This is a genomic window from Pseudomonas sp. EggHat1, assembly GCF_014892995.1.
Taxonomy (GTDB): domain Bacteria; phylum Pseudomonadota; class Gammaproteobacteria; order Pseudomonadales; family Pseudomonadaceae; genus Aquipseudomonas; species Aquipseudomonas chaetocerotis.
The window spans coordinates 20,500-46,506 of record NZ_JACKQK010000018.1; the positions used below are offsets into that span (position 1 = coordinate 20,500).

Genomic DNA, 26,007 nt, shown 5'->3' on the forward strand with positions numbered 1-26,007 from the left:
AGTGGGGTGCGCGATGCGCACCACAAGCTTCAATGGTGCGCACGGCGCACCCTACGGATGGTGATCAGGCCGAGGTGCGCGGCAGGGTGTCGTCGCTGCGCAGGGTCAGGATCTCATAGCCGTCAGCGGTGACCAGCACGGTGTGCTCCCATTGTGCCGACAGCTTGCGGTCCTTGGTGATGGCGGTCCAGCCGTCGCCGAGCAGGCGGGTTTCCGGGCGGCCCTGGTTGATCATCGGCTCGATGGTGAAGGTCATGCCTTCCTTGAGCTCCATACCGGTGCCGGCCTTGCCGTAGTGCAACACCTGCGGCTCTTCATGGAATACCGCGCCGATGCCATGGCCGCAGTATTCGCGGACCACGGAGAAACCGTTCTTTTCCGCGTGCTTCTGGATGACTTCGCCGATATCGCCCAGGCGGGTGCCGGGTTTGACCAGCTCGATGCCTTTATACATGCATTCCTGGGTGACCTTGGCCAGGCGCTCGGCCCACTCGGCGACCTTGCCGACCATGAACATCTTGCTGGTATCGCCGTGGTAGCCGTCCTTGATCACGGTGACGTCGATGTTCAGCACGTCGCCGTCTTTCAGCGGCTTGTCATTGGGGATGCCGTGGCACACCACATGGTTGATCGAGGTGCAGATCGACTTGGGGAAGCCCTTGTAATTGAGCGGTGCGGGAATGGCCTGCTGCACGTTGACGATATAGTCGTGGCAGATGCGGTCGATTTCCTCGGTGGTGACGCCTGGCTTGACGTGTTCACCGATCATCTCCAGCACTTCGGCGGCCAGACGGCCGGCCACGCGCATTTTCTCGATTTCTTCGGCGGATTTGATGGTGACGGTCATATGAAGCTCTCGGGCACGAACGGAAAGGGCGATATATTAGCAGCTTCACCGTGCCAGCCCCAAAGGCGCTGCAACCGCTGCGAGGCGTTACTGCGTTGTTTGCCAGCTTTTGTAGCTTGAGCCGGCTTTGTGTGGTATAAAACGCGCCGCTTTACGGGCACTAAGCCCGAAAGCTCAAACCCACACACGTATCGACACGGTTTCCTGGGTGCCTTTCGACAAGTTCGAGGGTTGGAAGCTGGGATACGTGGAGGCCTAACCCGACTTATCAAGGAACTACCATGTCCCAAGTCAACATGCGCGATATGCTGAAGGCCGGTGTGCACTTCGGCCACCAGACCCGTTACTGGAACCCGAAAATGGGCAAGTACATTTTCGGCGCGCGTAACAAGATTCACATCATCAACCTCGAAAAAACCCTGCCGATGTTCAACGAAGCCCAGGCTTTCGTTGAGAAGCTGGCTGCTGGCAAGAACAAGATCCTGTTCGTCGGCACCAAGCGTTCCGCTGGCAAGATCGTTCGCGAAGAAGCTGCTCGTTGCGGCTCGCCGTTCGTCGATCACCGCTGGTTGGGCGGCATGCTGACCAACTACAAGACCATCCGCGCCTCGATCAAGCGTCTGCGTGAGCTGGAAGTTCAGTCCCAGGACGGTACTTTCGCCAAGCTGACCAAGAAAGAAGCCCTGATGCGTACCCGTGATCTGGAAAAACTGGATCGCAGCCTGGGTGGTATCAAGGACATGGGCGGTCTGCCGGACGCTCTGTTCGTGATCGACGTTGACCACGAGCGCATTGCTATCACCGAAGCCAACAAGCTGGGCATCCCGGTTATCGGCATCGTCGATACCAACAGCAGCCCGGAAGGCGTTGACTACATCATCCCAGGTAACGACGACGCCATCCGCGCCATCCAGCTGTACATGGGTGCCATGGCCGACGCCGTGATCCGTGGTCGCAGCAATGCTGGCGGCGGCACTGAAGAGTTCGTCGAAGAAGCCGCGGCTGCCGAGAGCGCCGAAGGCTAAGCGGTAACGCAAAGCATCTAGCGTTACGCGCTGTGCAAGAAGGGGGCTAAGCCCCCTTTTTGCCACTCACAGATTTGATCGCCCGCCATGCGGGTGAATGGTTGAAGACCTACCGAGAGGATTTTCAAGATGGCAGAGATTACTGCAGCCCTGGTTAAAGAACTGCGCGAGCGTACTGGCGAAGGCATGATGGATTGCAAAAAGGCCTTGACCAAGGCTGGCGGCGACATCGAAAAAGCCATCGATGACATGCGCGCCTCCGGCGCCATCAAGGCTGCCAAAAAGGCTGGCAACGTTGCAGCTGAAGGCGCTATCGCCGTCAAGGCCGACGGTCAGGCCGCGGTCCTTATCGAAGTCAACTCGCAGACCGACTTCCTGGCTCTGCAGGACGACTTCAAGAACTTCGTCACCAGCAGTGTGGACAAGGCATTCGCCGACAAGCTGACCGACGTCGCTCCGCTGATCGAGGCTCAGGAAGCCGAGCGTACCGCTCTGGTTGCCAAAGTAGGCGAAAACGTCAACATCCGTCGCCTTGTGCGCGTTGAGGGTGACGTTGTCGGTTCCTACCTGCACGGCAACAAGATTGGTGTTGCCGTTGTCCTGAAAGGCGGCGACGTCGAGCTGGCCAAAGACATCGCGATGCACGTTGCTGCAAGCAACCCGGAGTTCCTGCTGCCCAGCGACGTTTCGGCTGAAGCAATCGAGCGCGAGAAGGCTGTCTTCCTGCAATTGAACGAAGAGAAGCTCAAGGGCAAGCCTGCCGATATCGCCGAGAAGATGGTTGCCGGCCGTATCTCCAAGTTCCTGGCAGAAGCCAGCCTGGTTGAGCAGGCGTTCGTCAAGAACCCTGAGATCAAGGTCGGTGAGCTGGCCAAGAAAGCCGGCGCAGAAATCGTTTCCTTCACTTACTTCAAAGTAGGCGAAGGCATCGAGAAGCCGGTCGACAACTTTGCTGAAGAAGTTGCTGCCCAGCTGGCCGCCAGCAAGCAGTAATCGGTTTTTCGGCATGTGCCCCAAAGAGGCTGCCCGTTTACGCGGGCGGCCTCTTTGCCGAATAAGGGGTGACGAATAAAGTATCGGTCGTTTCAACGAACGGCCGTTGGCGCTGTCGAAGTGCCGGATAACTGCAGCCCTCAGAGGCGCTGCTGACGAATTTCATATCGCCGCAGGAGAGACTTGCAATGGCTCAGCAGACAACTGGTCGCCAACCTCGCTACAAACGCATTCTGCTCAAACTTAGCGGCGAAGCCCTGATGGGCTCGGAAGATTTCGGCATCGATCCCAAGGTGCTCGATCGCATGGCGCTGGAAGTCGGCCAACTGGTCGGTATCGGCGTGCAGGTTGGCCTGGTGATCGGTGGTGGCAACCTGTTCCGTGGCGCGGCGCTGTCCGCTGCCGGCATGGATCGCGTCACCGGCGACCACATGGGCATGCTGGCCACCGTGATGAACGCGCTGGCCATGCGTGATGCGCTAGAGCGCTCGAACATCCCGGCCATCGTCATGTCGGCGATCTCCATGGTCGGCGTGACCGATCACTATGACCGCCGCAAGGCCATGCGCCACCTGAAGACCGGTGAGGTGGTGATTTTCGCTGCTGGCACCGGCAACCCCTTCTTTACCACCGATTCGGCTGCCTGCCTGCGCGCCATCGAAATCGATGCGGACGTGGTACTGAAGGCGACCAAGGTCGATGGCGTGTACACTGCCGACCCGTTCAAGGACCCGCATGCCGAGAAGTTCGAGCGCCTGACCTATGACGAGGTGCTCGATCGCAAGCTGGGCGTGATGGATCTGACCGCCATCTGCCTGTGCCGCGATCACAACATGCCGCTGCGGGTTTTCAACATGAACAAGCCCGGCGCACTGCTTAACGTTGTAGTGGGTGGCGCCGAAGGAACTCTGATCGAGGAGGATGCACAATGATCAACGACATCAAGAAAGACGCTCAGGAACGCATGAGCAAGTCCCTGGAATCGCTGGGTCGTAACCTGGCCTCCATTCGAACCGGTCGTGCCCATCCGAGCATTCTCGACAGCATCAAGGTGCCGGCCTGGGGTAGCGACATGCCGCTCAATCAGGTGGCAGCGATCACCGTTGAGGATGCGCGCACCCTGAAGATCGTTGCGCATGACAAGACCCTCGGTGCAGCCATCGAGAAGGCCATCATGACCTCCGATCTGGGTCTGAATCCGAGCAGCGCCGGTACCACCATTCGCGTGCCGATGCCTGCGCTGACCGAGGAAACCCGCAAGGGCTATACCAAGCAGGCGCGTGGCGTCGCCGAAGATGCCAAGGTCGCTGTGCGCAACGTGCGTCGTGATGCCCTGGCCGAACTGAAGAAACTGTCCAAAGCCAAGGAAATCAGCGAGGACGAAGAGCGTCGCGCCGCTGACGAGCTGCAGAAGATCACCGACAAGTTCATCGGTGATGTCGACAAGGCGCTCGAGGTCAAAGAAGCGGACCTGATGGCCGTTTGACGGCTGGGCGCCCATACATGGACAAGAACAAGCAGGGGGCGGTGCCGCGGCATGTCGCCATCATCATGGATGGCAACAATCGTTGGGCGAAGAAGCGCCTGTTGCCGGGTGTGGCTGGGCACAAGGCTGGGGTCGATGCGGTTCGCGCAGTGATCGAGGTGTGTGCCGAGTCGGGCGTCGAGGTACTGACCCTGTTCGCCTTCTCCAGCGAGAACTGGCAGCGTCCGGCCGACGAGGTCGGTGCGCTGATGGAGTTGTTCCTGGGGGCGCTGCGTCGTGAGGCCAAGCGCCTGCTGGATAACGACATCAGCCTGCGCATCATTGGTGATCGCTCGCGTTTTCATCCCGAGTTGCAGGCTGCCATGCGCGAAGCCGAGCTGCTGACGGCCGGCAATCGTCGTTTCACCCTGCAGATCGCGGCCAATTACGGCGGTCAGTGGGATATCGCCCAGGCCGCTCAGCGCCTGGCGCGTGAAGTGCAGGCAGGTCATTTGCAGCCCGAGGACATCACCCCGCAGTTGCTCCAGGGCTGCCTGGCTACCGGTGACCTGCCTCTGCCCGACCTGTGCATCCGTACGGGCGGCGAGCGCCGCATCAGTAACTTCCTTCTGTGGCAGTTGGCTTACAGCGAGCTGTACTTCTCCGACCTCTATTGGCCGGACTTCAAGCACGAGGCCATGCGCAAGGCGCTGGCCGATTTCGCTACCCGCCAGCGTCGCTTCGGCAAGACCAGCGAGCAGGTGGAAGCTGAGGCGCGCTCTTAATGTTGAAACAACGAATCATCACGGCGCTGGTGCTGTTGCCCATCGCCCTGGGCGGTTTTTTTCTGCTCGACGGCGGTGCCTTCGCCCTGTTCATCGGTGTGGTGGTCACGCTGGGGGCCTGGGAATGGGCGCGCCTGGCGGGGTTCGAGGCGCAGCCCAAACGCGTAGCCTATGCCGCAGTGGTGGCCGTGTTACTCGGTGCGCTTTACCTGGTTCCGGTGTTCGCGCCAGTGCTGTTGGTGGTGGCGGTGTTGTGGTGGTTGGCAGCGACCTTCCTGGTGCTGACCTACCCCGATAGCAGTCGTTACTGGGGTGGTGTGCCGGGGCGTTTGCTGATTGGCTTGCTGATCCTGCTGCCGGCCTGGCAGGGGCTGATCCTGCTCAAGCAGTGGCCGCAGGCCAATGCGCTGATCATCGCGGTGATGGTGCTGGTCTGGGGGGCGGACATCGGCGCCTATTTCTCCGGCAAGACCTTCGGCAAGCGCAAGCTGGCGCCCAAGGTCAGCCCGGGCAAGAGCTGGGAAGGGCTCTATGGTGGTCTGGCTGCCAGTCTGCTGATCACGCTTGTGGTCGGTCTGCAGCAGGGCTGGTCTGCTGGTGGGCTGCTGCTGGCTCTGGCAGGTGCTGCTGTGGTGGTGCTGATTTCCGTGGTTGGCGATCTGACCGAGAGCATGTTCAAGCGTCAGTCCGGGATCAAGGACAGCAGCAATCTGCTGCCGGGGCATGGTGGAGTGCTGGATCGTATCGACAGTCTGACGGCGGCCATTCCGCTGTTCGCTGCATTGCTCTGGCTGGCAGGCTGGGGTTCGCTGTGAGCGCAGTGCAGCAGGTCACCGTGCTGGGGGCGACCGGGTCCATCGGCCTCAGCACGCTGGATGTGATTGCGCGCCATCCCGGGCGCTACAGCGTTTTCGCGCTGACGGGCTTTTCGCGCCTGGCAGAGCTGCAGGTGCTGTGCGTGCAGCATCGGCCGCGTTACGCGGTGGTGCCTGATGACGTTTCGGCGCTCGAGTTGCAGAACAATCTGCGTGCTGCCGGGCTGGCGACCGAGGTACTGGTCGGCGAAGCAGGGCTGTGCGCGGTATCTGCCGATGCCGCCGTCGATTGCGTGATGGCGGCCATCGTTGGCGCTGCAGGCCTCAAGCCAACGCTGGCGGCGGTGCAGGCCGGCAAGAAAGTGCTGCTGGCGAACAAGGAAGCGCTGGTGATGTCCGGCGCCTTGTTCATGCAGGCGGTCAAGCAGAGTGGGGCGGTGCTGTTGCCTATCGACAGTGAACACAACGCCATTTTCCAGTGCCTGCCCGGTGACTATTCGCGAGGGCTTCCGGCTGTCGGTGTACGTCGCGTACTGCTGACGGCTTCTGGTGGGCCTTTTCGTGAAACGCCATTGGCCGATCTGGAGTGCGTCACTCCAGAGCAGGCCTGTGCGCATCCGAACTGGTCGATGGGGCGCAAGATATCGGTCGATTCGGCCAGCATGATGAACAAGGGACTCGAGTCGATCGAGGCCTGCTGGTTGTTCGATGCCCGCCCCGAGCAGATCGAAGTGGTCATCCATCGGCAGAGCGTGATTCATTCGCTGGTCGATTATATCGACGGGTCGGTGCTGGCCCAGTTGGGTAATCCGGATATGCGCACGCCCATCGCTCATGCGTTGGCCTGGCCGGAGCGCATCGACTCGGGCGTATCGCCTCTGGATCTGTTTGCCGTCGGTCGTCTGGATTTCGAGCGCCCCGACGAGCAGCGCTTCCCCTGTCTGCGCCTGGCGCGGGAGGCGGCGCAGGCCGGTGGCAGTGCGCCGGCGATGCTCAACGCCGTCAACGAGGTGGCGGTCGAGGCTTTCCTGCAGCGGCGCATCCGTTTCGTGGATATCGCGCGTATGATTGAGTCCGTGTTGAACGCCCAGCCTGTGCAGGCTGTCGAAGCGCTCGATGCGGTATTCGAGGCCGATGCCCGTGCGCGTGAACTGGCTGGGCAGTGGCTAGCTGGTCGTTGATGACGCCCGTATCGGCCTGGCCGGAACTTGAGCGGCTCGTAGAGCTGGAGAAGTGAAATGAGTGGGTTGTACATGCTGCTTGGCACCCTGATCGCACTGGGTGTCCTGGTGACCTTTCACGAGTACGGACACTTCTGGGTGGCTCGGCGCTGTGGCGTCAAGGTGCTGCGCTTCTCCGTTGGCTTCGGCACACCGCTGTTGCGCTGGCACGACCGTCAGGGCACCGAATTCGTGGTGGCGGCCATTCCTCTGGGCGGTTACGTCAAGATGCTCGATGAGCGCGAGGGCGATGTACCGCCCGAGCTCGTCGAGCAGTCCTTCAATCGCAAGAGCGTGCGTCAGCGCATCGCTATCGTGGCTGCAGGTCCTCTGGCCAATTTCCTGCTGGCGTTGTTGTTCTTCTGGTTCGTCGCCATGCTCGGCAGTCAGCAGGTGCGGCCGATTATCGGTGGTGTGCAGCCGGACAGTCTGGCGCAAGTGGCCGGGCTGCGTGCAGGGCAGGAGATCGTTGCGGTCAACGGCGAGGCCACCAGCGGCTGGGCGGCGGTCAATCTGCAACTGGTAAGTCGCCTGGGTGAGAGCGGTACGCTCGATGTGCGTGTGCTGGAGCCGGGCTCTACCGTCGAGACGTCCAAGCAGGTGCAATTGGATAACTGGCTGCGCGGTGCCGACGAGCCGGACCCAATTGGCTCGCTGGGCATTCGTCCCTGGCGTCCGGTGCTGGAGCCGGTGCTGGCAGAGGTCGATTCCAAGGGGCCTGCCCATGCCGCGGGTCTGCAAGCCGGAGATCGACTGCTGGCGCTCGATGGTGAGCCGCTTGCCGATTGGCAGGACCTGGTCGACCGTGTACGGGCATTGCCGGGCGAAGCGGTCACGTTGCGCTTCGAGCGCGCCGGGCAAACGCAGGGCGTGCAGCTGACGCTGGCTTCGCGCGGAGAAGGGGAAGCCCGCAGTGGCTACCTGGGCGCGGGTGTGCAGGGCGTCGAATGGCCGCCGGAGATGTTGCGTGAGGTGCGCTTCGGTCCGCTCGAGGGGGTTGTCGAAGGCATGCGGCAAACCTGGTCCATGAGCCTGCTGACCCTCGATTCGCTGAAGAAAATGCTGTTCGGAGAGCTCTCGGTAAAAAACTTGAGTGGGCCGATAACCATTGCTAAAGTGGCGGGCGCTTCAGCTGAGTCAGGGCTGGGGGATTTCCTGAAATTCCTTGCATATCTGAGTATTAGCTTGGGGGTTCTCAATCTGCTGCCCATTCCCGTACTGGATGGTGGGCATCTGCTGTTTTATCTGGTCGAGTGGGTGCGTGGTCGCCCCTTGTCTGAGCGGGTTCAGGGTTGGGGGATGCAGATCGGCATCAGTCTGGTCATCGGGGTCATGTTGCTTGCCCTGGTCAACGACCTCAGCCGCCTGTGAGCATTGCTGAATACGTTCTTGAGATTTAAAAGATGTGTCGCTTGAGCGGCAGTTTTTATCGTCAGTTGGAATAAGAAAGGACTTCATGAAACGTCTGCTGCTACCTGCGGTACTGTCCGCATTGATGATCGCCGAAGTTCACGCCGAGTCCTTCACCATCTCCGATATACGCGTCAACGGCCTGCAGCGGGTATCCGCCGGCAGCGTATTCGGCGCACTGCCCCTGAATGTGGGCGAACAGGTCGATGATCGCCAGTTGGTCGATGCCACTCGCTCCCTGTTCCGTACCGGCTTCTTCCAGGATATCCAGCTCGGTCGCGATGGCGACGTGCTGGTGGTTACCGTGGTCGAGCGTCCTTCCATCTCCGGTATCGAGATCGAAGGCAACAAGGCCATCACCACCGAAGACCTGCTCAAGGGCCTGAACCAGTCTGGTCTGGCCGAGGGCGAGATCTTCCAGCGTGCCACCCTCGAGGGCGTACGCAACGAGCTGCAGCGCCAGTATGTCGCTCAGGGCCGCTATTCGGCCGAGATCGAAGCCGAAGTGATTCCGCAGCCGCGTAACCGCGTGGCGCTGAAGATCACTATCAACGAAGGCACCGTTGCTGCCATCTCCCACATCAACGTGGTCGGCAACACCGTGTTCTCCGATGAAGATCTGGTCGACCTGTTCGAGCTGAAGACCACCAACTGGTTGTCGTTCTTCAAGAACGACGACAAGTATGCCCGCGAGAAACTGTCCGGTGACCTCGAGCGTCTGCGCTCCTACTACCTGGACCGCGGCTACATCAACATGGATATCAGCTCCACCCAGGTATCCATCACCCCGGACAAGAAGCACGTCTACATCACCGTCAACGTCGAAGAGGGCGAGAAGTACAGCGTCCGTGACGTGAAACTGTCCGGTGACCTCAAGGTCCCGGAAGAAGACGTGCGTGCACTGCTGCTGGTCAAGGAAGGGCAGGTCTTCTCACGCAAGATCATGACCACCACCAGTGAGCTGATCACCCGCCGCCTGGGTAACGAAGGCTATACCTTCGCCAACGTCAACGGCGTGCCGGAAGCGCACGACGAGGACAACACTGTCTCGATCACCTTCTTCGTCGATCCGGGCAAGCGCGCCTACGTCAATCGCATCAATTTCCGTGGCAACACCAAGTCCGAAGACCAGGTACTGCGCCGCGAAATGCGCCAGATGGAAGGTGGCTGGGCCTCGACCTACCTGATCGACCAGTCCAAGGTGCGTCTGGAGCGTCTGGGCTTCTTCAAGGAAGTCAACGTCGAAACCCCGCAGGTGCCGGGTACCGACGATCAGATCGACGTCAACTACAGCGTCGAAGAGCAGCCGTCCGGCTCCATCACCGCGAGCGTCGGTTTCGCCCAGAATGCCGGTCTGATCCTCGGTGGTTCGATCAGCCAGAACAACTTCCTCGGTACCGGTAACCGCGTCAGCATCGGCCTGACCCGTAGCGAATACCAGACCCGATACAGCTTCGGCTTCGTTGACCCCTACTGGACCGTCGACGGTGTCAGCCTGGGTTACAACGCCTTCTACCGCACCACCGACTACGATGAGCTCGATGTCGACGTATCCAGCTACTCGGTCGACAGCCTGGGTGCAGGTATCAACATCGGCTATCCGATCAGCGAAACCGCGCGTCTGACCTATGGTCTGACCGTGCAGCAGGATAGCATCGACACCGGCCGTTACACCGTCGACGAGATTTTCGATTTCATCGACGCCGAGGGTGACAATTACCTGAACTTCAAGGGTTCCATCGGTTGGTCCGAGTCGACCCTTAACCGTGGTGTACTGGCCAACCGTGGTCATTCGCAGAGTCTGGTGCTGGAAACCACACTGCCAGGTAGCGATCTGTCGTTCTACAAGCTCGACTACCGTGGTCAGGTGTTCACCCCGATCAGCGACAACTACACCCTGCGCTTCCATACCCAGCTGGGTTACGGCGACAGCTATGGCTCTACTGCTGAGCTGCCGTTCTACGAACACTACTACGCGGGTGGCTTCAACTCGGTGCGTGGCTTCGAGGACAGCAGTCTGGGCCCGCGCAGCACGCCGAGCACTGGTACCAAGCCCGGTACACTGGCTGACCCGGATCAGGATCCGCTGCCGTTCGGTGGTAATGTTCTGGTGCAGGGCGGTGTGGAGATGCTGTTCCCGCTGCCGTTCGTCAAGGATCAGCGTTCGCTGCGTACCGCATTGTTCTGGGACGTGGGTAACGTCTTCGATACCAACTGCTCGTCGACTCAGAAGAGGCTCAGCGAGAGCTGCGACATCGATTTCAGTAACCTGGCCAGCTCCGTGGGTGTTGGCCTGACCTGGATCACTGCGCTGGGCCCGTTGAGCTTCAGTCTGGCCATGCCGATCAAGAAGCCGGATGATGCCGATACTCAGGTATTCCAGTTCTCTCTGGGTCAAACCTTCTAATCTCGTTTCACAGAAAGCCAACAGTTTTGTTGCAGGAGTGCATTGTGCGTAAGTTGACTCAACTGGTTCTGTTCACCGTCGCCCTGATCGCCACTCCGGCGTTCGCCGAGATGAAGGTGGCCGTGCTGAACTATCAGATGGCGCTGCTCGAGTCTGACGCGGCCAAGCGTTACGCAGTCGATGCCGAGAAAAAATTCGGCCCGCAGTTGAACAAGCTCAAGACGCTGGAAAGCGACGCCAAGCGCATCCAGGATCGTATGGTCAAGGACGGCGAGAAGATGCAGCAGGCCGAGCGCGAGCGCCTCGAACTCGAATTCAAGCAGAAGGCCCGTGACTTCCAGTTCCAGTCCAAGGAACTGAACGAAGCCAAGGCCATCGCTGACCGCGAGATGCTGGCCAAGCTCAAGCCGAACCTGGACAAGGCCGTCGAAGAAGTGATCAAGAACGGTAACTTCGACCTGGTGCTCGAGCGCGGTGCGGTGATCGATGTCAAACCTCAGTACGACATCACTCGCCAGGTCATCGAGCGCATGAATCAGATGCGTTGAGCATGACTGCGACATTTACCCTCGGCCAACTGGCCGAGAGCCTGGGCGCCACCTTGCGTGGCGCCGAAGCTAAGGTCATCACGGGCCTGGCCACCTTACAGGAGGCCGGGCCCGAACAATTGAGCTTCCTGGCCAATGCCCAGTACCGCAAGTTCCTGGTGCAGACCCAGGCTGGTGCCGTGCTGCTGACCGCAGCCGATGCCGAAGCGTACGCTGGCGATGCCTTGATCGTTGCCAACCCTTATCTGGCCTACGCCCAGCTCTCGCACCTGTTCGATCGCAAGCCCAAGGCCGCTCCCGGCATCCATGCTACTGCCCAGGTTGCAGGCGATGCTGAGGTCGATCCGACTGCCAGCATCGGCGCCTTTGCGGTGATCGAAAACGGTGCCCGCATCGGCGCTGATGTGAGCATCGGTGCTCATTGCGTGGTCGGTGCACGTAGCGTGGTGGGTGATGGCGGCTGGTTGGCTCCGCGTGTGACGCTGTACCACGATGTGCAGATCGGCAAGCGTGTGGTGATCCAGTCCGGCGCGGTGATCGGCGGTGAAGGCTTCGGCTTCGCCAACGAGAAGGGCGTCTGGCAGAAGATCGCGCAGATCGGTGGGGTGACCATCGGTGATGACGTCGAGATCGGCGCCAACACCACGGTGGATCGCGGTGCGCTGTCCGACACCTTGATCGGCAATGGCGTGAAGCTGGATAACCAGATCATGATCGCGCACAACGTACAGATTGGCGACAACACTGCCATGGCCGGCTGCTGTGGCATTTCCGGCAGCACCAAAATCGGCAAGAACTGCATGATTGCGGGTGGTGTTGGCATGGTGGGTCATATCGAGGTGTGCGACAACGTGTTCGTCACCGGCATGACCATGGTGACCCGTTCGATCACCGAACCGGGCGCTTATTCTTCAGGGACTGCCATGCAACCGGCGGGCGAGTGGAAGAAGAGTGCGGCCCGTATTCGTCAGTTGGATGATATGGCCAAGCGACTGCGTGAGCTGGAAAAACAGCTGGCCGCCGTGACCCAGACGGCAAACGTCTCATCTGATGCCTGAGCACGGTGTGACCGTGCTCTTTTCTTTTCTTACAGGCTTAACCGGACATGATGGACATCAACGAAATTCGTGAATATTTGCCGCACCGCTATCCGTTCCTGCTGGTGGACCGCGTGGTGGACCTGGACGTCGAAGGCAAGCAGATTCGCGCCTATAAGAATGTCAGCATCAATGAGCCGTTCTTCAACGGCCACTTCCCCGAGCACCCGATCATGCCGGGCGTTCTGATCATCGAGGCCATGGCCCAGGCTGCCGGTATTCTCGGTTTCAAGATGATGGGCGTGAAGCCGGCCGATGGCACCCTGTATTACTTCGTCGGTTCCGACAAGCTGCGCTTCCGCTCGCCGGTGCTGCCGGGCGATCAACTGACGTTGGAAGCCAAGTACCTGAGCGACCGTCGCAGCATCTGGAAATTCGAGTGCCGCGCGACTGTCGATGGCAAGGAAGTCTGCTCCGCTGAAATCATCTGCGCGGAACGCAAGCTATGAGTTTGATTGACCCCCGCGCGATCATCGACCCCAGTGCCAGATTGGCCGACGACGTCGTCGTTGGCCCTTGGAGCATTGTCGGGGCCGATGTGGAAATCGGCGAGGGTACAGTCATCGGCCCGCACGTAGTGCTCAAAGGGCCGACCGTGATCGGCAAGCACAACCGCATCTACCAGTTTTCTTCGGTCGGTGAAGACACGCCAGACCTGAAATACAAGGGCGAAGCGACGCGCCTGGTGATCGGTGATCACAACACGATTCGTGAGGGGGTCACCATTCACCGTGGCACCGTGCAGGATCGAAGCGAAACCACCATTGGCGACCACAACCTGATCATGGCCTATGCCCATATCGGCCATGACAGTGTGATCGGCAATCATTGCATTCTGGTCAACAACACGGCACTGGCTGGACATGTCTGGGTCGATGACTGGGCGATTCTGTCCGGTTATACCCTGGTGCATCAGTTCTGCCGCATTGGTGCGCACAGCTTCTCGGGCATGGGCACTGCGATTGGCAAGGATGTGCCAGCTTTCGTTACCGTATTCGGTAACCCGGCCGAGGCGCGCAGCATGAACTTCGAGGGCATGCGTCGTCGTGGTTTCTCCAACGAGGCCATCGCCGCGTTGCGCAAAGGCTACAAGCTGGTTTATCGCCAGGGACTGACCGTCGAGCAGGCACTGGCCGAGCTGGCCGAGTCTGCTGCTCAGTTCCCGGAAGTGGCGATCTTCCGTGATTCGATCCAGGCCTCCACGCGCGGCATCACCCGCTGATTCCTATGAACAGACCTCTTCGCGTCGCACTGGTTGCCGGTGAGGCGTCCGGTGACATCCTCGGTTCCGGCCTGATGCAGGCCATCAAGCAGCGCTATCCAGATGCCGAGTTCATCGGTGTTGGTGGTGCGCGCATGGAAGCCGAAGGCCTTAAATCCTATTTTCCGATGGAGCGCCTGGCCGTGATGGGGCTGGTCGAGGTGCTGGGGCGTCTGTTCGAGTTGCTCGGCCGCCGTCGTCAACTGGCTCGCGACCTGATTGCTGCCAAGCCGGACGTGTTCATCGGCATCGATGCCCCCGATTTCAATCTGGGGCTGGAGCTCAAGCTGCGCCGTGCCGGCATCAAGACCGTGCACTACGTCAGCCCTTCGGTCTGGGCCTGGCGGCAGAAGCGTGTGCTGAAGATCCGTGAAGCCTGCGATTTGATGTTGACCCTGTTCCCGTTCGAGGCGCAGTTCTACGACGAGCATCAGGTGCCGGTGCGCTTCGTGGGTCATCCGCTGGCCGATGCTATTCCGCAGCAGGCTGATCGTGCTGCCGCGCGGGAGACGTTGGACCTGCCGCAGGACGAGCCGGTGGTGGCCCTGATGCCCGGCAGTCGTGGCGGTGAAGTCGCGCGTCTCGGTGAGCTGTTTCTGGATGCGGCGATTCGTCTGCGCGCACTGCGCCCTGGGATTCGTTTCCTGCTGCCTTGCGCCACACCCGAGCGCCGTGAGCAGTTGGAACAGATGCTGGCCGGGCGTGATCTGCCGTTGACGCTGCTCAATGGTCGCTCCCACGAGGCGCTGGCTGCCTGCGACGCGGTACTGATCGCTTCGGGTACCGCGACCCTGGAAGCGCTGCTGTACAAACGGCCGATGGTGGTGGCGTACCGTGTAGCGCCGCTGACCTATCGCATCCTCAAGCGCCTGGTGAAGAGCCCCTATATCTCGCTGCCCAATCTGCTGGCCGAGCGCCTGCTGGTACCTGAGCTGATTCAGGATGCGGCGACTCCAGAGGCTCTGGCCCAGGCCGTGGCGCCGTTGATCGACGGCGGGCAGGTTCAGACTGAAGGCTTCGACGTGATTCACCGAGCGCTGCGTCGCGATGCGTCGTTGTCGGCGGCCGATGCTGTGCTCAAACTGGCAGGGCGTGGCTGATGCAGCTGGGCCTCGATTTTACCCTGGTCGAAGAACTGGTGGCCGGTGTCGATGAAGTGGGCCGTGGCCCGCTTTGCGGTGCCGTGGTCACGGCTGCGGTTATCCTCGATCCGGCTCGCCCGATTATCGGTTTGAACGACTCGAAGAAACTCTCCGAGGCGCGCCGTGAAGCGCTGTTCGACGAGATTCGCGAGAAAGCTCTGGCCTGGTGCATCGCCCGCGCCGAGGTGGAGGAAATCGACCGCTTGAATATCCTGCATGCCACCATGCTGGCGATGCAGCGCGCCGTCGAAGGACTGAAAGTGACGCCGAAACTGGCGCTGATCGACGGCAATCGTTGCCCGCAGCTGGCGGTGCCGAGCGCCCCGGTCGTCAAGGGCGACAGCCGGGTACCGGCAATAGCCGCGGCTTCGATCCTGGCCAAGGTCAGTCGCGACCGCGAGATGCTCGAGATGGATCGTCTCTATCCCGGTTACGGCATCGCCGGTCACAAGGGCTACCCCACGCCCGTTCATCTCGAAGCGCTGATACGCCTGGGACCTACACCGATTCATCGGCGTTCCTTCGCCCCGGTGCGCGCACTGCTGGGGGCCGTGTAGGGCGTACTCGGCTTTGGCCTCCTGCGCCGCTCTACCTCCTACATCCTTGTAGTCGTCGCGAAGCAGTACGCCACTGGTGTTTCGATGGTGCGTGCTGTGACGGATGGATTCGACATGGTTCGGCGGACTGTTCGCTGCGCTACGAGCGGACGGCGATCCGGGCCGCCCTACCTGTTACAATCCGCGCTTTGTCGTTTTCACCTGCAAGGCCGCCCATGACTCAAGCGTTCGTCCACCTGCGTCTGCACACCGAATACTCCCTGGTCGATGGCCTGGTGCGGGTCAAACCGCTGATCAAGGCCGTCGTCGGGGCCGGCATGCCGGCGGTGGCGGTTACCGACATGAGCAACATGTGCTCGCTGGTGAAGTTCTACAAGGCGGCCATGGGCGCCGGGGTCAAGCCGATCTGCGGCGCCGACATCTGGATGGCCAGCGCCGAGGAAGACGGCCCGCTGACGCGCCTGACCCTGCTGGCGATGAACGCCAAGGGCTACCGCAATCTCACCGAACTGATTTCCCGTGGCTGGGCCGAAGGGCAGAGCAACGACCTGGTGATCATCCAGCGTGACTGGGTCAAGGGTGCCGCCGAAGGCCTCATCGCACTATCCGGCGCGCGTGAAGGCGAAGTCGGTCAGGCGCTGCTGGCTGGTGACGAAGCGCTGGCCGAAGTGCGCCTGCGTGAATGGATGGCCGCGTTCCCGGATCGTTTCTATCTGGAAGTGCAGCGCACCAGCCGAGTTGGCGATGAAGAGTACCTGCACGCGGCGGTGGCATTGGCTGATCGCGTCGAGGCGCCGCTGGTGGCGACCAACGATGTGCGCTTCATCAAGCAGGGCGACTTCGAGGCGCACGAAACACGCGTCTGCATCGGTGAAGGTCGTACTCTCGACGATCCGCGCCGGCCACGGCATTACTCCGATCAGCAGTACCTGAAAAGCGCTGCGGAAATGTGGGAGCTGTTCTCCGACCTGCCTGAGGCATTGGAGAACACCGTCGAGATCGCCAAGCGCTGCAATATCGATGTGCAGCTCGGCAAGTACTTTCTGCCGGATTTCCCCACGCCCAATGGCATGGGCATCGACGACTACCTGCGCCATGCCTCGTTCGAGGGATTGGAGGAGCGTCTCGAAGTTCTGCTGCCCAAGGACACCCCGGACTATGAGGCCAAGAGGCAGGTCTACATCGATCGCCTCAACTTCGAACTCGACATCATCATCCAGATGGGTTTTCCCGGTTACTTCCTGATCGTGATGGACTTCATCAAGTGGGCCAAGAACAACGGCGTGCCGGTCGGTCCGGGCCGTGGCTCGGGCGCCGGTTCGCTGGTGGCCTACGTACTGAAGATCACCGACCTCGACCCGCTGGCCTATGACCTGCTGTTCGAGCGCTTCCTCAACCCCGAGCGGGTGTCCATGCCCGACTTCGACGTCGACTTCTGCATGGACGGCCGCGACCGGGTGATCGATTACGTGGCCGAGAAATACGGGCGCAACGCGGTGAGTCAGATCATCACCTTCGGCTCGATGGCGGCCAAGGCGGTGGTGCGCGACGTGGCTCGCGCCCAGGGCAAGTCCTATGGCCTGGCCGACCGTCTGTCGAAGATGATCCCCTTCGAAGTGGGCATGACCCTGGAGAAGGCTTACGAGATGGAGGAGCCGCTGCGCGACTTCCTCAAGAACGACGAAGAAGCCGCCGAAATCTGGGACATGTCCCTCAAGCTCGAAGGCGTGGTGCGTGGTACCGGTAAACATGCCGGCGGCGTGGTGATCGCGCCGACCAAGCTCACCGACTTCTCGCCGATCGCTTGCGACGAAGAGGGCGGCGGCCTGGTGACCCAGTTCGACAAGGACGACGTCGAGCAGGCTGGCCTGGTCAAGTTCGACTTCCTCGGTCTGCGTACCCTGACCATCATCAAGTGGGCGATGGAGACCATTCACCGCATCCAGAAGCGCGACGGAGCGCCGGACGAGGATCTGGTCGACATCGACTTCATCCCGCTGGATGACAAGAAAACCTACGACATGCTGCAGAAGGCGGAGACTACTGCGGTCTTCCAGCTTGAATCGCGCGGCATGAAGGAGCTGATCAAGAAGCTCAAGCCCGACTGTCTGGAAGACATGATCGCACTGGTGGCACTGTTCCGCCCCGGCCCGCTGCAGTCCGGCATGGTGGACGATTTCATCAACCGCAAGCACGGCCGCGCCGAGCTGTCCTATCCGCACCCGGACTACCAGTACGCCGGCCTCGAGCCGGTGCTCAAGCCCACCTACGGCATCATCCTGTATCAGGAGCAGGTGATGCAGATTGCCCAGGTCATGGGTGGCTACACCCTGGGTCAGGCGGACATGCTGCGGCGTGCCATGGGCAAGAAGAAGCCCGAGGAAATGGCCAAGCAGCGCGGCGGCTTCATCGAGGGTTGTGCCAACAATGGCATTGACGCCAATCTGGCGGGCAACATCTTCGATCTGGTGGAAAAGTTCGCCGGTTATGGCTTCAATAAGTCGCACTCGGCTGCCTACGGTCTGGTGTCCTACCAGACGGCCTGGCTCAAGGCGCATTACCCGGCGCCGTTCATGGCGGCGGTGCTCTCGGCGGATATGCACAACACCGACAAGGTGGTGATCCTGGTCGAAGAGTGCCGCAACATGAAGTTGCGCATCGATCCGCCGGACGTCAACGTGTCCGAGTTCAAGTTCACCGTCAACGACGACGGCCGTATCGTCTACGGCCTGGGTGCGGTCAAGGGCGTCGGCGAGGGGCCGGTCGAGGCCATCGTCGAATGCCGCGCCGAAGGCGGACCGTTCAAGGATCTGTTCGACTTCTGCAACCGCGTAGACCTCAAGCGCATCAACAAGCGCACCCTTGAAGCGTTGATCCGCAGCGGCGCGCTGGATCGTCTCGGTCCTTACTATCAGGACGAGCTCAAGGCTTATCAGGCCAGTGTGGACAAGAACCGCGCAGTGTTGCTGGCTTCCATGGAAGAAGCCGTGCAGTCCGCCGAGCAGACCGCGCGCAGCGCCGAGAGCGGCCATATGGATCTGTTCGGTGGCCTGTTCGCCGAACCCGAGGCGGACGTCTACGCCAATCATCGCAAGGCGCGCGAACTGCCGATCAAGGAGCGCCTGAAAGGCGAGAAGGACACCCTGGGCATCTACCTGTCCGGCCATCCCATCGACGAATACGAAGGCGAGATTCGCCGTTTCGCCCGCCAGCGCATCGTCGAGCTGAAGCCGGCGCGCGACACCCAGACCATCGCCGGGATGATCGTCAACCTGCGGGTGATGAAGAACAAGAAGGGCGACAAGATGGGTTTCATCACCCTCGATGACCGCTCCGGGCGGATCGAGGCCTCGCTGTTCGCCGATGCCTTCGCCAGCAATCAGGCGTTGCTGCAGAACGATGCGTTGGTGGTGGTAGAGGGCGAGGTCAGCAATGACGACTTCTCCGGCGGCCTGCGTCTGCGTGCCAAGCGCGTGATGAGCCTGGAAGAAGCGCGCACGGGGCTGGCTGACAGCCTGCGGGTGAAGGTTGCCAGTGAGGCATTGAAGGGGGATCGGCTGCGCTGGCTGGCCGAACTGTGCAGCAAGCACAAGGGGGCCTGCCCGGTGACGCTGGACTACAGTGGCGAGGAGGCACGCGCCTTGCTTCAATTTGGTGACGCCTGGCGAATCGATCCGGCCGACACTTTGATTCAGGCATTGCGTGACCAGTTCGGGCGCGACAACGTCTTTTTGCACTACCGCTGATGCAAGAGGGGAAAATCCCCCTTTGTGTTGGCATCGACACCTGCGGGTGTCGACCCGCTGCGTCCTATCACTTAAGGTAGGACGCCTAATGGATACAGCTCCCCGGCCACTTGGCCGTCGACGCAAGACGGATGACTATGAACCCGAATTTCCTCGATTTCGAACAGCCGATCGCCGACCTGCAAGCCAAGATCGAAGAGCTACGCCTGGTTGGTAACGACAACTCGCTGAATATCGGCGATGAGATCGCCCGCCTGCAGGACAAGAGCAGCACCCTGACCGAAAGCATCTTCGGCAACCTGACCAGCTGGCAGATCGCCCAGTTGGCACGCCATCCGCGCCGCCCGTACACCCTGGATTACATCCAGCACATCTTCACCGAGTTCGACGAACTGCACGGCGATCGTCACTTCTCCGACGACGCCGCCATCGTCGGTGGCATTGCCCGTCTGGGCGAACAGCCGGTGATGATCATCGGCCACCAGAAAGGCCGTGAAGTGCGCGAGAAGGTGCGCCGCAACTTCGGCATGCCGCGTCCGGAAGGCTACCGCAAGGCCTGCCGCCTGATGGAAATGGCCGAACGCTTCAAGATGCCGATCCTCACTTTCATCGACACCCCCGGTGCCTACCCAGGTATCGATGCCGAGGAGCGCGGCCAGAGCGAGGCCATCGCCTGGAACCTGCGCGTGATGGCGCGCCTGAAAACCCCGATCATCGCCACCGTCATCGGTGAAGGGGGTTCCGGTGGTGCACTGGCCATCGGTGTCTGCGACCAGCTCAACATGTTGCAGTACTCCACCTATTCGGTGATCTCGCCGGAAGGCTGCGCCTCGATTCTTTGGCGTACCGCCGAGAAGGCGCCGGATGCCGCCGAAGCGATGGGCATTACCGCCGAGCGGCTGAAGGATCTGGGTATCGTTGATCAGGTCATCGCCGAGCCTCTGGGTGGCGCGCACCGTGACCCGGCGGCGGCTTCCGAGTCGATTCGTCAGGAGCTGACCAAGCAACTGGCCAGCCTGCAGAAGCACGACACCGAGGCACTGCTCAAGCGTCGTTATGACCGTCTCATGAGCTACGGCATCGCTTGAGTTCGGGCTAATGTGCCTGGCGTAGATGGCTTTTGTAGGGTGTCGCGGGGCCGCCCAGGCTGTGCGCACCCATGACAGTAGCGCCGGTATTTGGGGGCGCATGGCGCACCCTACGTAATTTCATCGCACATCACCACGGGCCTTCGGGCCCGTTGTTGTTTAAGCTTGGCTGATGACTGCTCTCGAACTTCGCCTACGCCAGGCCCTGCAGCCCTGGCGTGCGGCCCCGGCGTGGCGCGTTGCCTTTTCTGGTGGCCTGGACTCCAGCGTGCTGGTGCACCTGCTCGCCGACTGGGCTCGGCGCGAGAACCTGCCGCCGATTTCTGCCATTCATGTCCATCATGGCCTGCAGGCTGCCGCCGACGCCTGGCCCGAGCACTGCGCGCGTGTCTGCGAGCAGCTGGGCATCGCTCTCGAAGTCGTCAGGGTTCAGGTGGCGCCAGGTCCCAGTCTCGAACAGGCTGCGCGGAGCGCGCGCTACGCCGCTTTCGGTGAAAGGCTGCAGCAGGGCGAGGTGTTGCTCAGTGCTCAGCACCGCGATGATCAGGCCGAAACCCTGTTGTTTCGCTTGTTGCGCGGTGCTGGCGTGCGCGGGCTGGCGGCGATGCCGGCCAGTCGGCCGTTGGGGCGGGGCAGCCTGGTTCGGCCGCTGCTCGACTGTTCCCGGGCTGAGCTGCAGGCCTATGCGCAGGGGCATGGCATTGCCTGGATCGAAGACCCGAGCAATGCCGACGAACGGTTAAGTCGCAACTTCCTGCGGCGGCGGGTGATGCCAGTGCTGGCTGAGCGCTGGCCGCAGGCCTCGATCACTCTGGCGCGCAGCGCAAGCCATCTGTCGGAGGCTCAGCAGTTGCTGGAAGAGTTGGCCGAGATGGACCTGGCGGCTGCCCGCGGCGTCTCGGCATGTCCCTGGCTGCCATTACCATCTCTTGATTTGTCGGCGGTGAGCGCTCTGAGCGATGCACGTCAGCGCAATCTGCTGCGTCACTGGTTGGCGCCGCTGACGCGCATGCCCGACAGCGATCACTGGGCAGGTTGGTGCGATCTGCGTGATGCAGGTTTGGATGCGGCGCCGATCTGGAAGCTGGCCGATGGTGAGTTGCACCGTGCCGATGGTCGGCTCTGGTGGCTCAGTGGTCAGTGGCTGCGGCCACTCGATCCTCTCGATCTGCCCTGCGACCGGTTTTGCGCGTCGGTCGAACTTCCCGGCAATGGTCATGTGCATCTACAGGGCGAGTTGCCGCAAGGTCGCTGGCATTTGCGCTATCGCCAGGGCGGTGAGTCGTTGCGGGTGCCGGGGCGTGGCAGTCGTGATCTCAAGCGTCTGCTCAATGAGCTGCGCGTGCCGGCATTTGTACGCCCGCGTCTGCCGCTGCTGTTCGCTGGTGATGAGCTGATGGCGGTGGCGAATCTGTCGCACCCGGCAGGAATCGAGGCGAGCGGGGCGCATCTGCACTGGTCGCCGCCTATCTGTGCGCAAGGTTTGAGCTGGTAAGGCCTTTCGGGTAGACTACGCTCCCGTCTTACTACAGCTTTTGCCGACTCCCTCAGGGAGCTTGGCGAGCTTGCCATTGTTCGCATTGATGGCGCTCCTTCGCTTTCCCCGGCGGCACTGACCGCTTAAACGCAGACTTCTAGGGTTTTTCATGACGCGCTACATCTTCGTCACGGGTGGTGTTGTTTCTTCATTGGGGAAAGGCATCGCCTCGGCTTCACTGGCGGCCATCCTGGAGGCGCGGGGCCTGAAGGTCACCATGCTCAAGCTGGACCCTTATATCAACGTCGATCCGGGCACCATGAGCCCGTTCCAGCACGGTGAGGTGTTCGTCACCCACGACGGCGCCGAGACCGACCTCGATCTGGGCCACTACGAGCGCTTCATCCGCACCACGATGAGCAAGAGCAACAACTTCACCACCGGCCGCGTGTACGAAGATGTACTGCGCAAGGAGCGCCGTGGTGATTACCTGGGTGCGACCATTCAGGTCATCCCGCACATCACCGACGAAATCAAGCGTCGCATCATCAAGGGTGCCGGCGATGCCGACGTGGCCCTAGTGGAAATCGGCGGCACCGTCGGCGACATCGAGTCGCAGCCGTTCCTCGAAGCCATTCGCCAACTGCGCGTGGAAGTGGGCGCCAAGCGCGCGATGCTGATGCACCTGACCCTGGTGCCGTATATCGCCACTGCCGGCGAGACCAAGACCAAACCGACCCAGCATTCGGTCAAGGAGCTGCGCTCCATCGGCCTGCAGCCTGACGTGCTGGTGTGCCGCTCCGATCATCCGATCGACGTGTCCTCGCGGCGCAAGATTGCCCTGTTCACCAACGTCGAAGAGCGTGCGGTGATCAGCCTGGAGGACGTCGACACCATCTACAAGATTCCGGGCGTGCTGCATGCCCAGGGTCTGGACGATTTCGTCGTCGAGCGTTTCGGCCTGGAGTGCGGCGGCGCCGACCTGTCCGAGTGGGATCGCGTTGTCGATGCCAAGCTCAACCCGGAAAAAGAAGTCACCATCGCCATGGTCGGCAAGTACATGGAACTGCTGGACGCGTACAAGTCGCTGATCGAGGCGATGAGCCACGCTGGCATCCAGAACCGTACCAAGGTCAACCTGCGTTATATCGATTCCGAAGACATCGAGAACCAGGGCACTGCGCTGCTCGAAGGTGTCGATGCCATTCTGGTGCCGGGCGGCTTCGGTCTGCGCGGCGTTGAAGGCAAGATCAAGACTGTGCAGTACGCACGTGAGAACAAGATCCCGTATCTGGGTATCTGCCTCGGCATGCAGGTGGCCGTGATCGAGTATGCCCGCAATGTCGTGGGTTGGAGCGATGCCAACTCCTCCGAGTTCGACATGGCCAGCGCTCATCCGGTGGTGGGTCTGATTACCGAATGGCAGGATGCGACTGGCGCCACCGAGCAGCGCAGCGAAAGCTCCGATCTCGGCGGCACCATGCGCCTCGGTGCCCAGGACTGCCAGCTGCAGGCCGGTTCGCTGGTACACGATTGTTACGGCAAGGATGTGATCGTCGAGCGTCACCGTCACCGTTACGAGGTGAACAACAACCTGCTGCCGAAGCTGACCGAGGCTGGCCTCAAGGTCACCGGTCGTTCCGGCGATGGCGCGCTGGTCGAAGTGGTCGAGGCACCGGATCATCCGTGGTTTGTCGCCTGCCAGTTCCACCCGGAATTCACCTCCACGCCGCGTGACGGTCACCCGCTGTTCAGCGGTTTCGTCAACGCTGCCCTGGCGCAGAAAGCGAAGAAGGTCTGATCAATGGCGCAGAAGATCATCAAGGTTCGCGACATCGAGATCGCCAACGACAAGCCGTTCGTGCTGTTCGGTGGCATCAACGTGCTCGAATCGCGTGACCTGGCCATGCAGGCCTGCGAGGAGTACGTGCGGGTGACCGAGAAACTCGGCATCCCCTACGTGTTCAAGGCCAGTTTCGACAAGGCCAACCGTTCCTCCGTCACTTCCTTCCGTGGCCCTGGCCTGGAAGAGGGTATGAAGATCTTCGAGGAAGTGAAGAAGACCTTCGGCGTACCGGTGATCACTGACGTTCACGAACCGCACCAGGCGGCTGCCGTGGCCGAGGTGTGCGACATCATCCAGCTGCCGGCCTTCCTCTCGCGGCAAACCGATCTGGTGGTGGCCATGGCCAAGACCGGCGCGGTAATCAACATCAAGAAGGCTCAGTTCCTCGCACCGCAGGAAATGAAGCACATCCTGGCCAAGTGCGAAGAGGCCGGTAACGACCAGTTGATCCTCTGCGAGCGTGGTTCCTCCTTCGGTTACAACAACCTGGTGGTGGACATGCTCGGCTTCGGCATCATGAAGCAGTTCGAGTACCCGGTGTTCTTCGATGTGACCCACGCCCTGCAGATGCCGGGTGGTCGCGCCGACTCTGCTGGCGGTCGCCGCGCCCAGGTTACCGACCTGGCCAAGGCCGGCATGAGCCAGGGCCTGGCCGGTCTGTTTCTCGAAGCACATCCGGACCCGGAAAACGCCAAGTGCGATGGCCCGTGCGCCTTGCGCCTGAACAAGCTGGAGCCGTTCCTCACCCAGCTCAAGCAGCTTGACGATCTGATCAAGAGTTTTCCGCCGATCGAGACTGCCTGAACCGCACGCAATCCGGTAAAGTGCCGCCCCAGAAAAGATCCCCCTGACCCGTGAGTCAGACTGTGTCGTCGACCGCCCCTCGAGGTGGTCGGCGGCCCCGCGCAGCCCGCTGCTGCAGTCTTATCGTCAAACCTTGGAGTGCAAACAACAATGGCAAAGATCGTCGACATCAAGGGTCGTGAGGTTCTCGACTCTCGCGGCAACCCCACCGTGGAAGCGGATGTAATTCTGGAAGGTGGCATTGTCGGCAGCGCGTGCGCTCCGTCCGGCGCCTCCACCGGCTCGCGCGAAGCGCTGGAGTTGCGTGATGGTGACAAGAGCCGTTACCTGGGCAAGGGCGTGCTGAAAGCCGTCGCCAACATCAACGGCCCGATCCGCGATCTGCTGCTCGGCAAAGACGCCGTCGATCAGAAGGCTCTGGACCGCGCGATGATCGAGCTCGACGGTACCGAGAACAAGGCGACTCTGGGCGCCAACGCGATCCTCGCCGTGTCCCTGGCTGCCGCCAAGGCCGCCGCCCAGGCCAAGGGCGTGCCGCTGTACGCGCACATCGCCGACTTGAACGGCACCCCGGGCGTCTACTCCATGCCGGTGCCGATGATGAACATCATCAACGGCGGCGAGCATGCCGATAACAACGTCGACATCCAGGAATTCATGGTGCAGCCGGTCGGCGCCAAGAATTTCGCCGATGCCCTGCGCATGGGCGCCGAAATCTTTCATCACCTCAAAGCCGTGCTCAAGGCTCGTGGCCTGAACACCGCCGTGGGTGACGAAGGTGGTTTCGCGCCGAACCTGGCCTCCAACGAAGACGCCCTGGCTGCCATTGCCGAGGCCGTGGCCAACGCCGGCTACACCCTGGGTGACGACGTGACCCTGGCGCTGGACTGCGCATCGAGCGAGTTCTACAAGGACGGTCAATACGACCTGGCCGGCGAAGGCAAGGTATTCAGCGGTGAAGGTTTCGCCGACTACCTGGCTGGCCTGACCGAGCGTTACCCGATCATCTCCATCGAAGACGGCATGGACGAGTCCGACTGGGCCAGCTGGAAAGTGCTGACCGACAAGATCGGCGCCAAGGTGCAGCTGGTAGGCGACGACCTGTTCGTCACCAACACCAAGATTCTCAAGCGCGGCATCGACGAGAAGATCGGCAACTCGATCCTGATCAAGTTCAACCAGATCGGCTCGCTGACCGAAACCCTGGAAGCCATCCAGATGGCCAAGGCCGCCGGCTTCACCGCCGTGATCTCGCACCGCAGCGGCGAAACCGAAGACAGCACCATCGCCGACCTGGCCGTTGGTACTGCCGCTGGTCAGATCAAGACCGGTTCGCTGTGCCGCTCCGACCGCGTTTCCAAGTACAACCAGTTGCTGCGTATTGAAGAGCAGCTCGGCGCCAAGGCACCCTACAAGGGCCGTGCCGAGTTCCGCGGCTGATCACGATCTGCTGCGCGTCGGACCTACTGCGTTA

Annotated in this window: 22 protein-coding genes; 21 read left to right on the top strand and 1 reads right to left on the bottom strand. The window is 61.3% G+C overall.

The genetic code is table 11. The features are described from left to right. Nucleotides 1-64 precede the first annotated feature (64 nt). Entirely contained in the window at nucleotides 65-847 is a 783-nt protein-coding gene (map, locus tag INS93_RS22195) for a type I methionyl aminopeptidase (RefSeq protein WP_045735080.1), read from the bottom strand. 281 nt (nucleotides 848-1,128) lie between these two features. On the opposite strand from map, the gene rpsB reads away from it, so the two are divergent. The 21 genes from rpsB to eno all read left to right on the top strand — a co-directional run bounded on the left by rpsB (nucleotide 1,129) and on the right by eno (nucleotide 25,973). Continuing rightward, nucleotides 1,129-1,872, top strand: coding sequence for a 30S ribosomal protein S2 (gene rpsB, locus INS93_RS22200; RefSeq protein WP_017674791.1), 744 nt, complete (start codon nucleotides 1,129-1,131; stop codon nucleotides 1,870-1,872). Nucleotides 1,873-2,001: 129 nt separating this feature from the next. Then, complete coding sequence (tsf, locus tag INS93_RS22205; protein WP_160019647.1) at nucleotides 2,002-2,865, top strand: translation elongation factor Ts; 864 nt, start codon at nucleotides 2,002-2,004, stop codon at nucleotides 2,863-2,865. 188 nt (nucleotides 2,866-3,053) lie between these two features. Continuing rightward, nucleotides 3,054-3,797, top strand: coding sequence for a UMP kinase (gene pyrH, locus INS93_RS22210; RefSeq protein ID WP_004424012.1), 744 nt, complete (start codon nucleotides 3,054-3,056; stop codon nucleotides 3,795-3,797). Next, on the top strand, nucleotides 3,794-4,351 hold the full coding sequence (gene frr / locus INS93_RS22215; RefSeq protein WP_160019646.1) for a ribosome recycling factor: 558 nt from the start codon (nucleotides 3,794-3,796) through the stop codon (nucleotides 4,349-4,351). Before pyrH ends, frr begins: the two co-directional genes overlap by 4 nt. A 17-nt stretch (nucleotides 4,352-4,368) precedes the next feature. Further along, complete coding sequence (gene uppS / locus INS93_RS22220) at nucleotides 4,369-5,115, top strand: polyprenyl diphosphate synthase (protein WP_160019645.1); 747 nt, start codon at nucleotides 4,369-4,371, stop codon at nucleotides 5,113-5,115. Beyond that, nucleotides 5,115-5,930 carry a phosphatidate cytidylyltransferase gene (locus tag INS93_RS22225; RefSeq protein ID WP_192985560.1) on the top strand — a complete coding sequence of 272 codons (816 nt, stop codon included), beginning with the start codon at nucleotides 5,115-5,117 and terminating at the stop codon, nucleotides 5,928-5,930. The genes uppS and INS93_RS22225 overlap by 1 nt, the downstream gene beginning before the upstream one ends. Then, the gene (gene ispC, locus INS93_RS22230) at nucleotides 5,927-7,111 is read left to right on the top strand and encodes a 1-deoxy-D-xylulose-5-phosphate reductoisomerase (protein WP_192985561.1); all 1,185 of its coding nucleotides are present in this window, start codon (nucleotides 5,927-5,929) and stop codon (nucleotides 7,109-7,111) included. The genes INS93_RS22225 and ispC overlap by 4 nt, the downstream gene beginning before the upstream one ends. Before the next feature lie 57 nt (nucleotides 7,112-7,168). Further along, nucleotides 7,169-8,521: a sigma E protease regulator RseP gene (gene rseP / locus INS93_RS22235; protein WP_192985562.1), complete on the top strand. Its 1,353-nt coding sequence runs from the start codon at nucleotides 7,169-7,171 to the stop codon at nucleotides 8,519-8,521. Nucleotides 8,522-8,606: 85 nt separating this feature from the next. Beyond that, nucleotides 8,607-10,967, top strand: a complete 2,361-nt coding sequence (bamA, locus tag INS93_RS22240) for an outer membrane protein assembly factor BamA (RefSeq protein ID WP_192985563.1) — start codon at nucleotides 8,607-8,609, stop codon at nucleotides 10,965-10,967. Nucleotides 10,968-11,011: 44 nt separating this feature from the next. Next, nucleotides 11,012-11,515, top strand: coding sequence for an OmpH family outer membrane protein (locus INS93_RS22245; RefSeq protein ID WP_160019640.1), 504 nt, complete (start codon nucleotides 11,012-11,014; stop codon nucleotides 11,513-11,515). Beyond that, nucleotides 11,512-12,573 (top strand): UDP-3-O-(3-hydroxymyristoyl)glucosamine N-acyltransferase, encoded by a 1,062-nt coding sequence (gene lpxD, locus INS93_RS22250; protein ID WP_192985564.1) that lies wholly within the window; start codon nucleotides 11,512-11,514, stop codon nucleotides 12,571-12,573. Before INS93_RS22245 ends, lpxD begins: the two co-directional genes overlap by 4 nt. A gap of 47 nt (nucleotides 12,574-12,620) precedes the next feature. Continuing rightward, nucleotides 12,621-13,061, top strand: a complete 441-nt coding sequence (gene fabZ / locus INS93_RS22255) for a 3-hydroxyacyl-ACP dehydratase FabZ (protein WP_003244215.1) — start codon at nucleotides 12,621-12,623, stop codon at nucleotides 13,059-13,061. Then, complete coding sequence (lpxA, locus tag INS93_RS22260; RefSeq protein ID WP_160019638.1) at nucleotides 13,058-13,834, top strand: acyl-ACP--UDP-N-acetylglucosamine O-acyltransferase; 777 nt, start codon at nucleotides 13,058-13,060, stop codon at nucleotides 13,832-13,834. The genes fabZ and lpxA overlap by 4 nt, the downstream gene beginning before the upstream one ends. 5 nt (nucleotides 13,835-13,839) lie before the next feature. Beyond that, a complete protein-coding gene (lpxB, locus tag INS93_RS22265) occupies nucleotides 13,840-14,973 on the top strand; it encodes a lipid-A-disaccharide synthase (protein WP_160019637.1) in 1,134 nt (377 codons plus the stop codon). Beyond that, entirely contained in the window at nucleotides 14,973-15,572 is a 600-nt protein-coding gene (rnhB, locus tag INS93_RS22270) for a ribonuclease HII (protein ID WP_160019636.1), read from the top strand. Before lpxB ends, rnhB begins: the two co-directional genes overlap by 1 nt. A 215-nt stretch (nucleotides 15,573-15,787) precedes the next feature. Continuing rightward, on the top strand, nucleotides 15,788-19,318 hold the full coding sequence (gene dnaE / locus INS93_RS22275; protein ID WP_192985565.1) for a DNA polymerase III subunit alpha: 3,531 nt from the start codon (nucleotides 15,788-15,790) through the stop codon (nucleotides 19,316-19,318). A gap of 137 nt (nucleotides 19,319-19,455) precedes the next feature. Further along, nucleotides 19,456-20,406 carry an acetyl-CoA carboxylase carboxyltransferase subunit alpha gene (locus INS93_RS22280; protein WP_160019634.1) on the top strand — a complete coding sequence of 317 codons (951 nt, stop codon included), beginning with the start codon at nucleotides 19,456-19,458 and terminating at the stop codon, nucleotides 20,404-20,406. Between the two features lie 172 nt (nucleotides 20,407-20,578). After that, the gene (gene tilS, locus INS93_RS22285; RefSeq protein WP_192985566.1) at nucleotides 20,579-21,901 is read left to right on the top strand and encodes a tRNA lysidine(34) synthetase TilS; all 1,323 of its coding nucleotides are present in this window, start codon (nucleotides 20,579-20,581) and stop codon (nucleotides 21,899-21,901) included. A gap of 151 nt (nucleotides 21,902-22,052) precedes the next feature. Next, nucleotides 22,053-23,684 (top strand): CTP synthase, encoded by a 1,632-nt coding sequence (locus INS93_RS22290; protein WP_192985567.1) that lies wholly within the window; start codon nucleotides 22,053-22,055, stop codon nucleotides 23,682-23,684. Nucleotides 23,685-23,687: 3 nt separating this feature from the next. Continuing rightward, on the top strand, nucleotides 23,688-24,533 hold the full coding sequence (gene kdsA / locus INS93_RS22295) for a 3-deoxy-8-phosphooctulonate synthase (RefSeq protein ID WP_017674773.1): 846 nt from the start codon (nucleotides 23,688-23,690) through the stop codon (nucleotides 24,531-24,533). Between the two features lie 150 nt (nucleotides 24,534-24,683). Beyond that, nucleotides 24,684-25,973, top strand: coding sequence for a phosphopyruvate hydratase (eno, locus tag INS93_RS22300; protein WP_192985568.1), 1,290 nt, complete (start codon nucleotides 24,684-24,686; stop codon nucleotides 25,971-25,973). Nucleotides 25,974-26,007 lie beyond the last annotated feature (34 nt).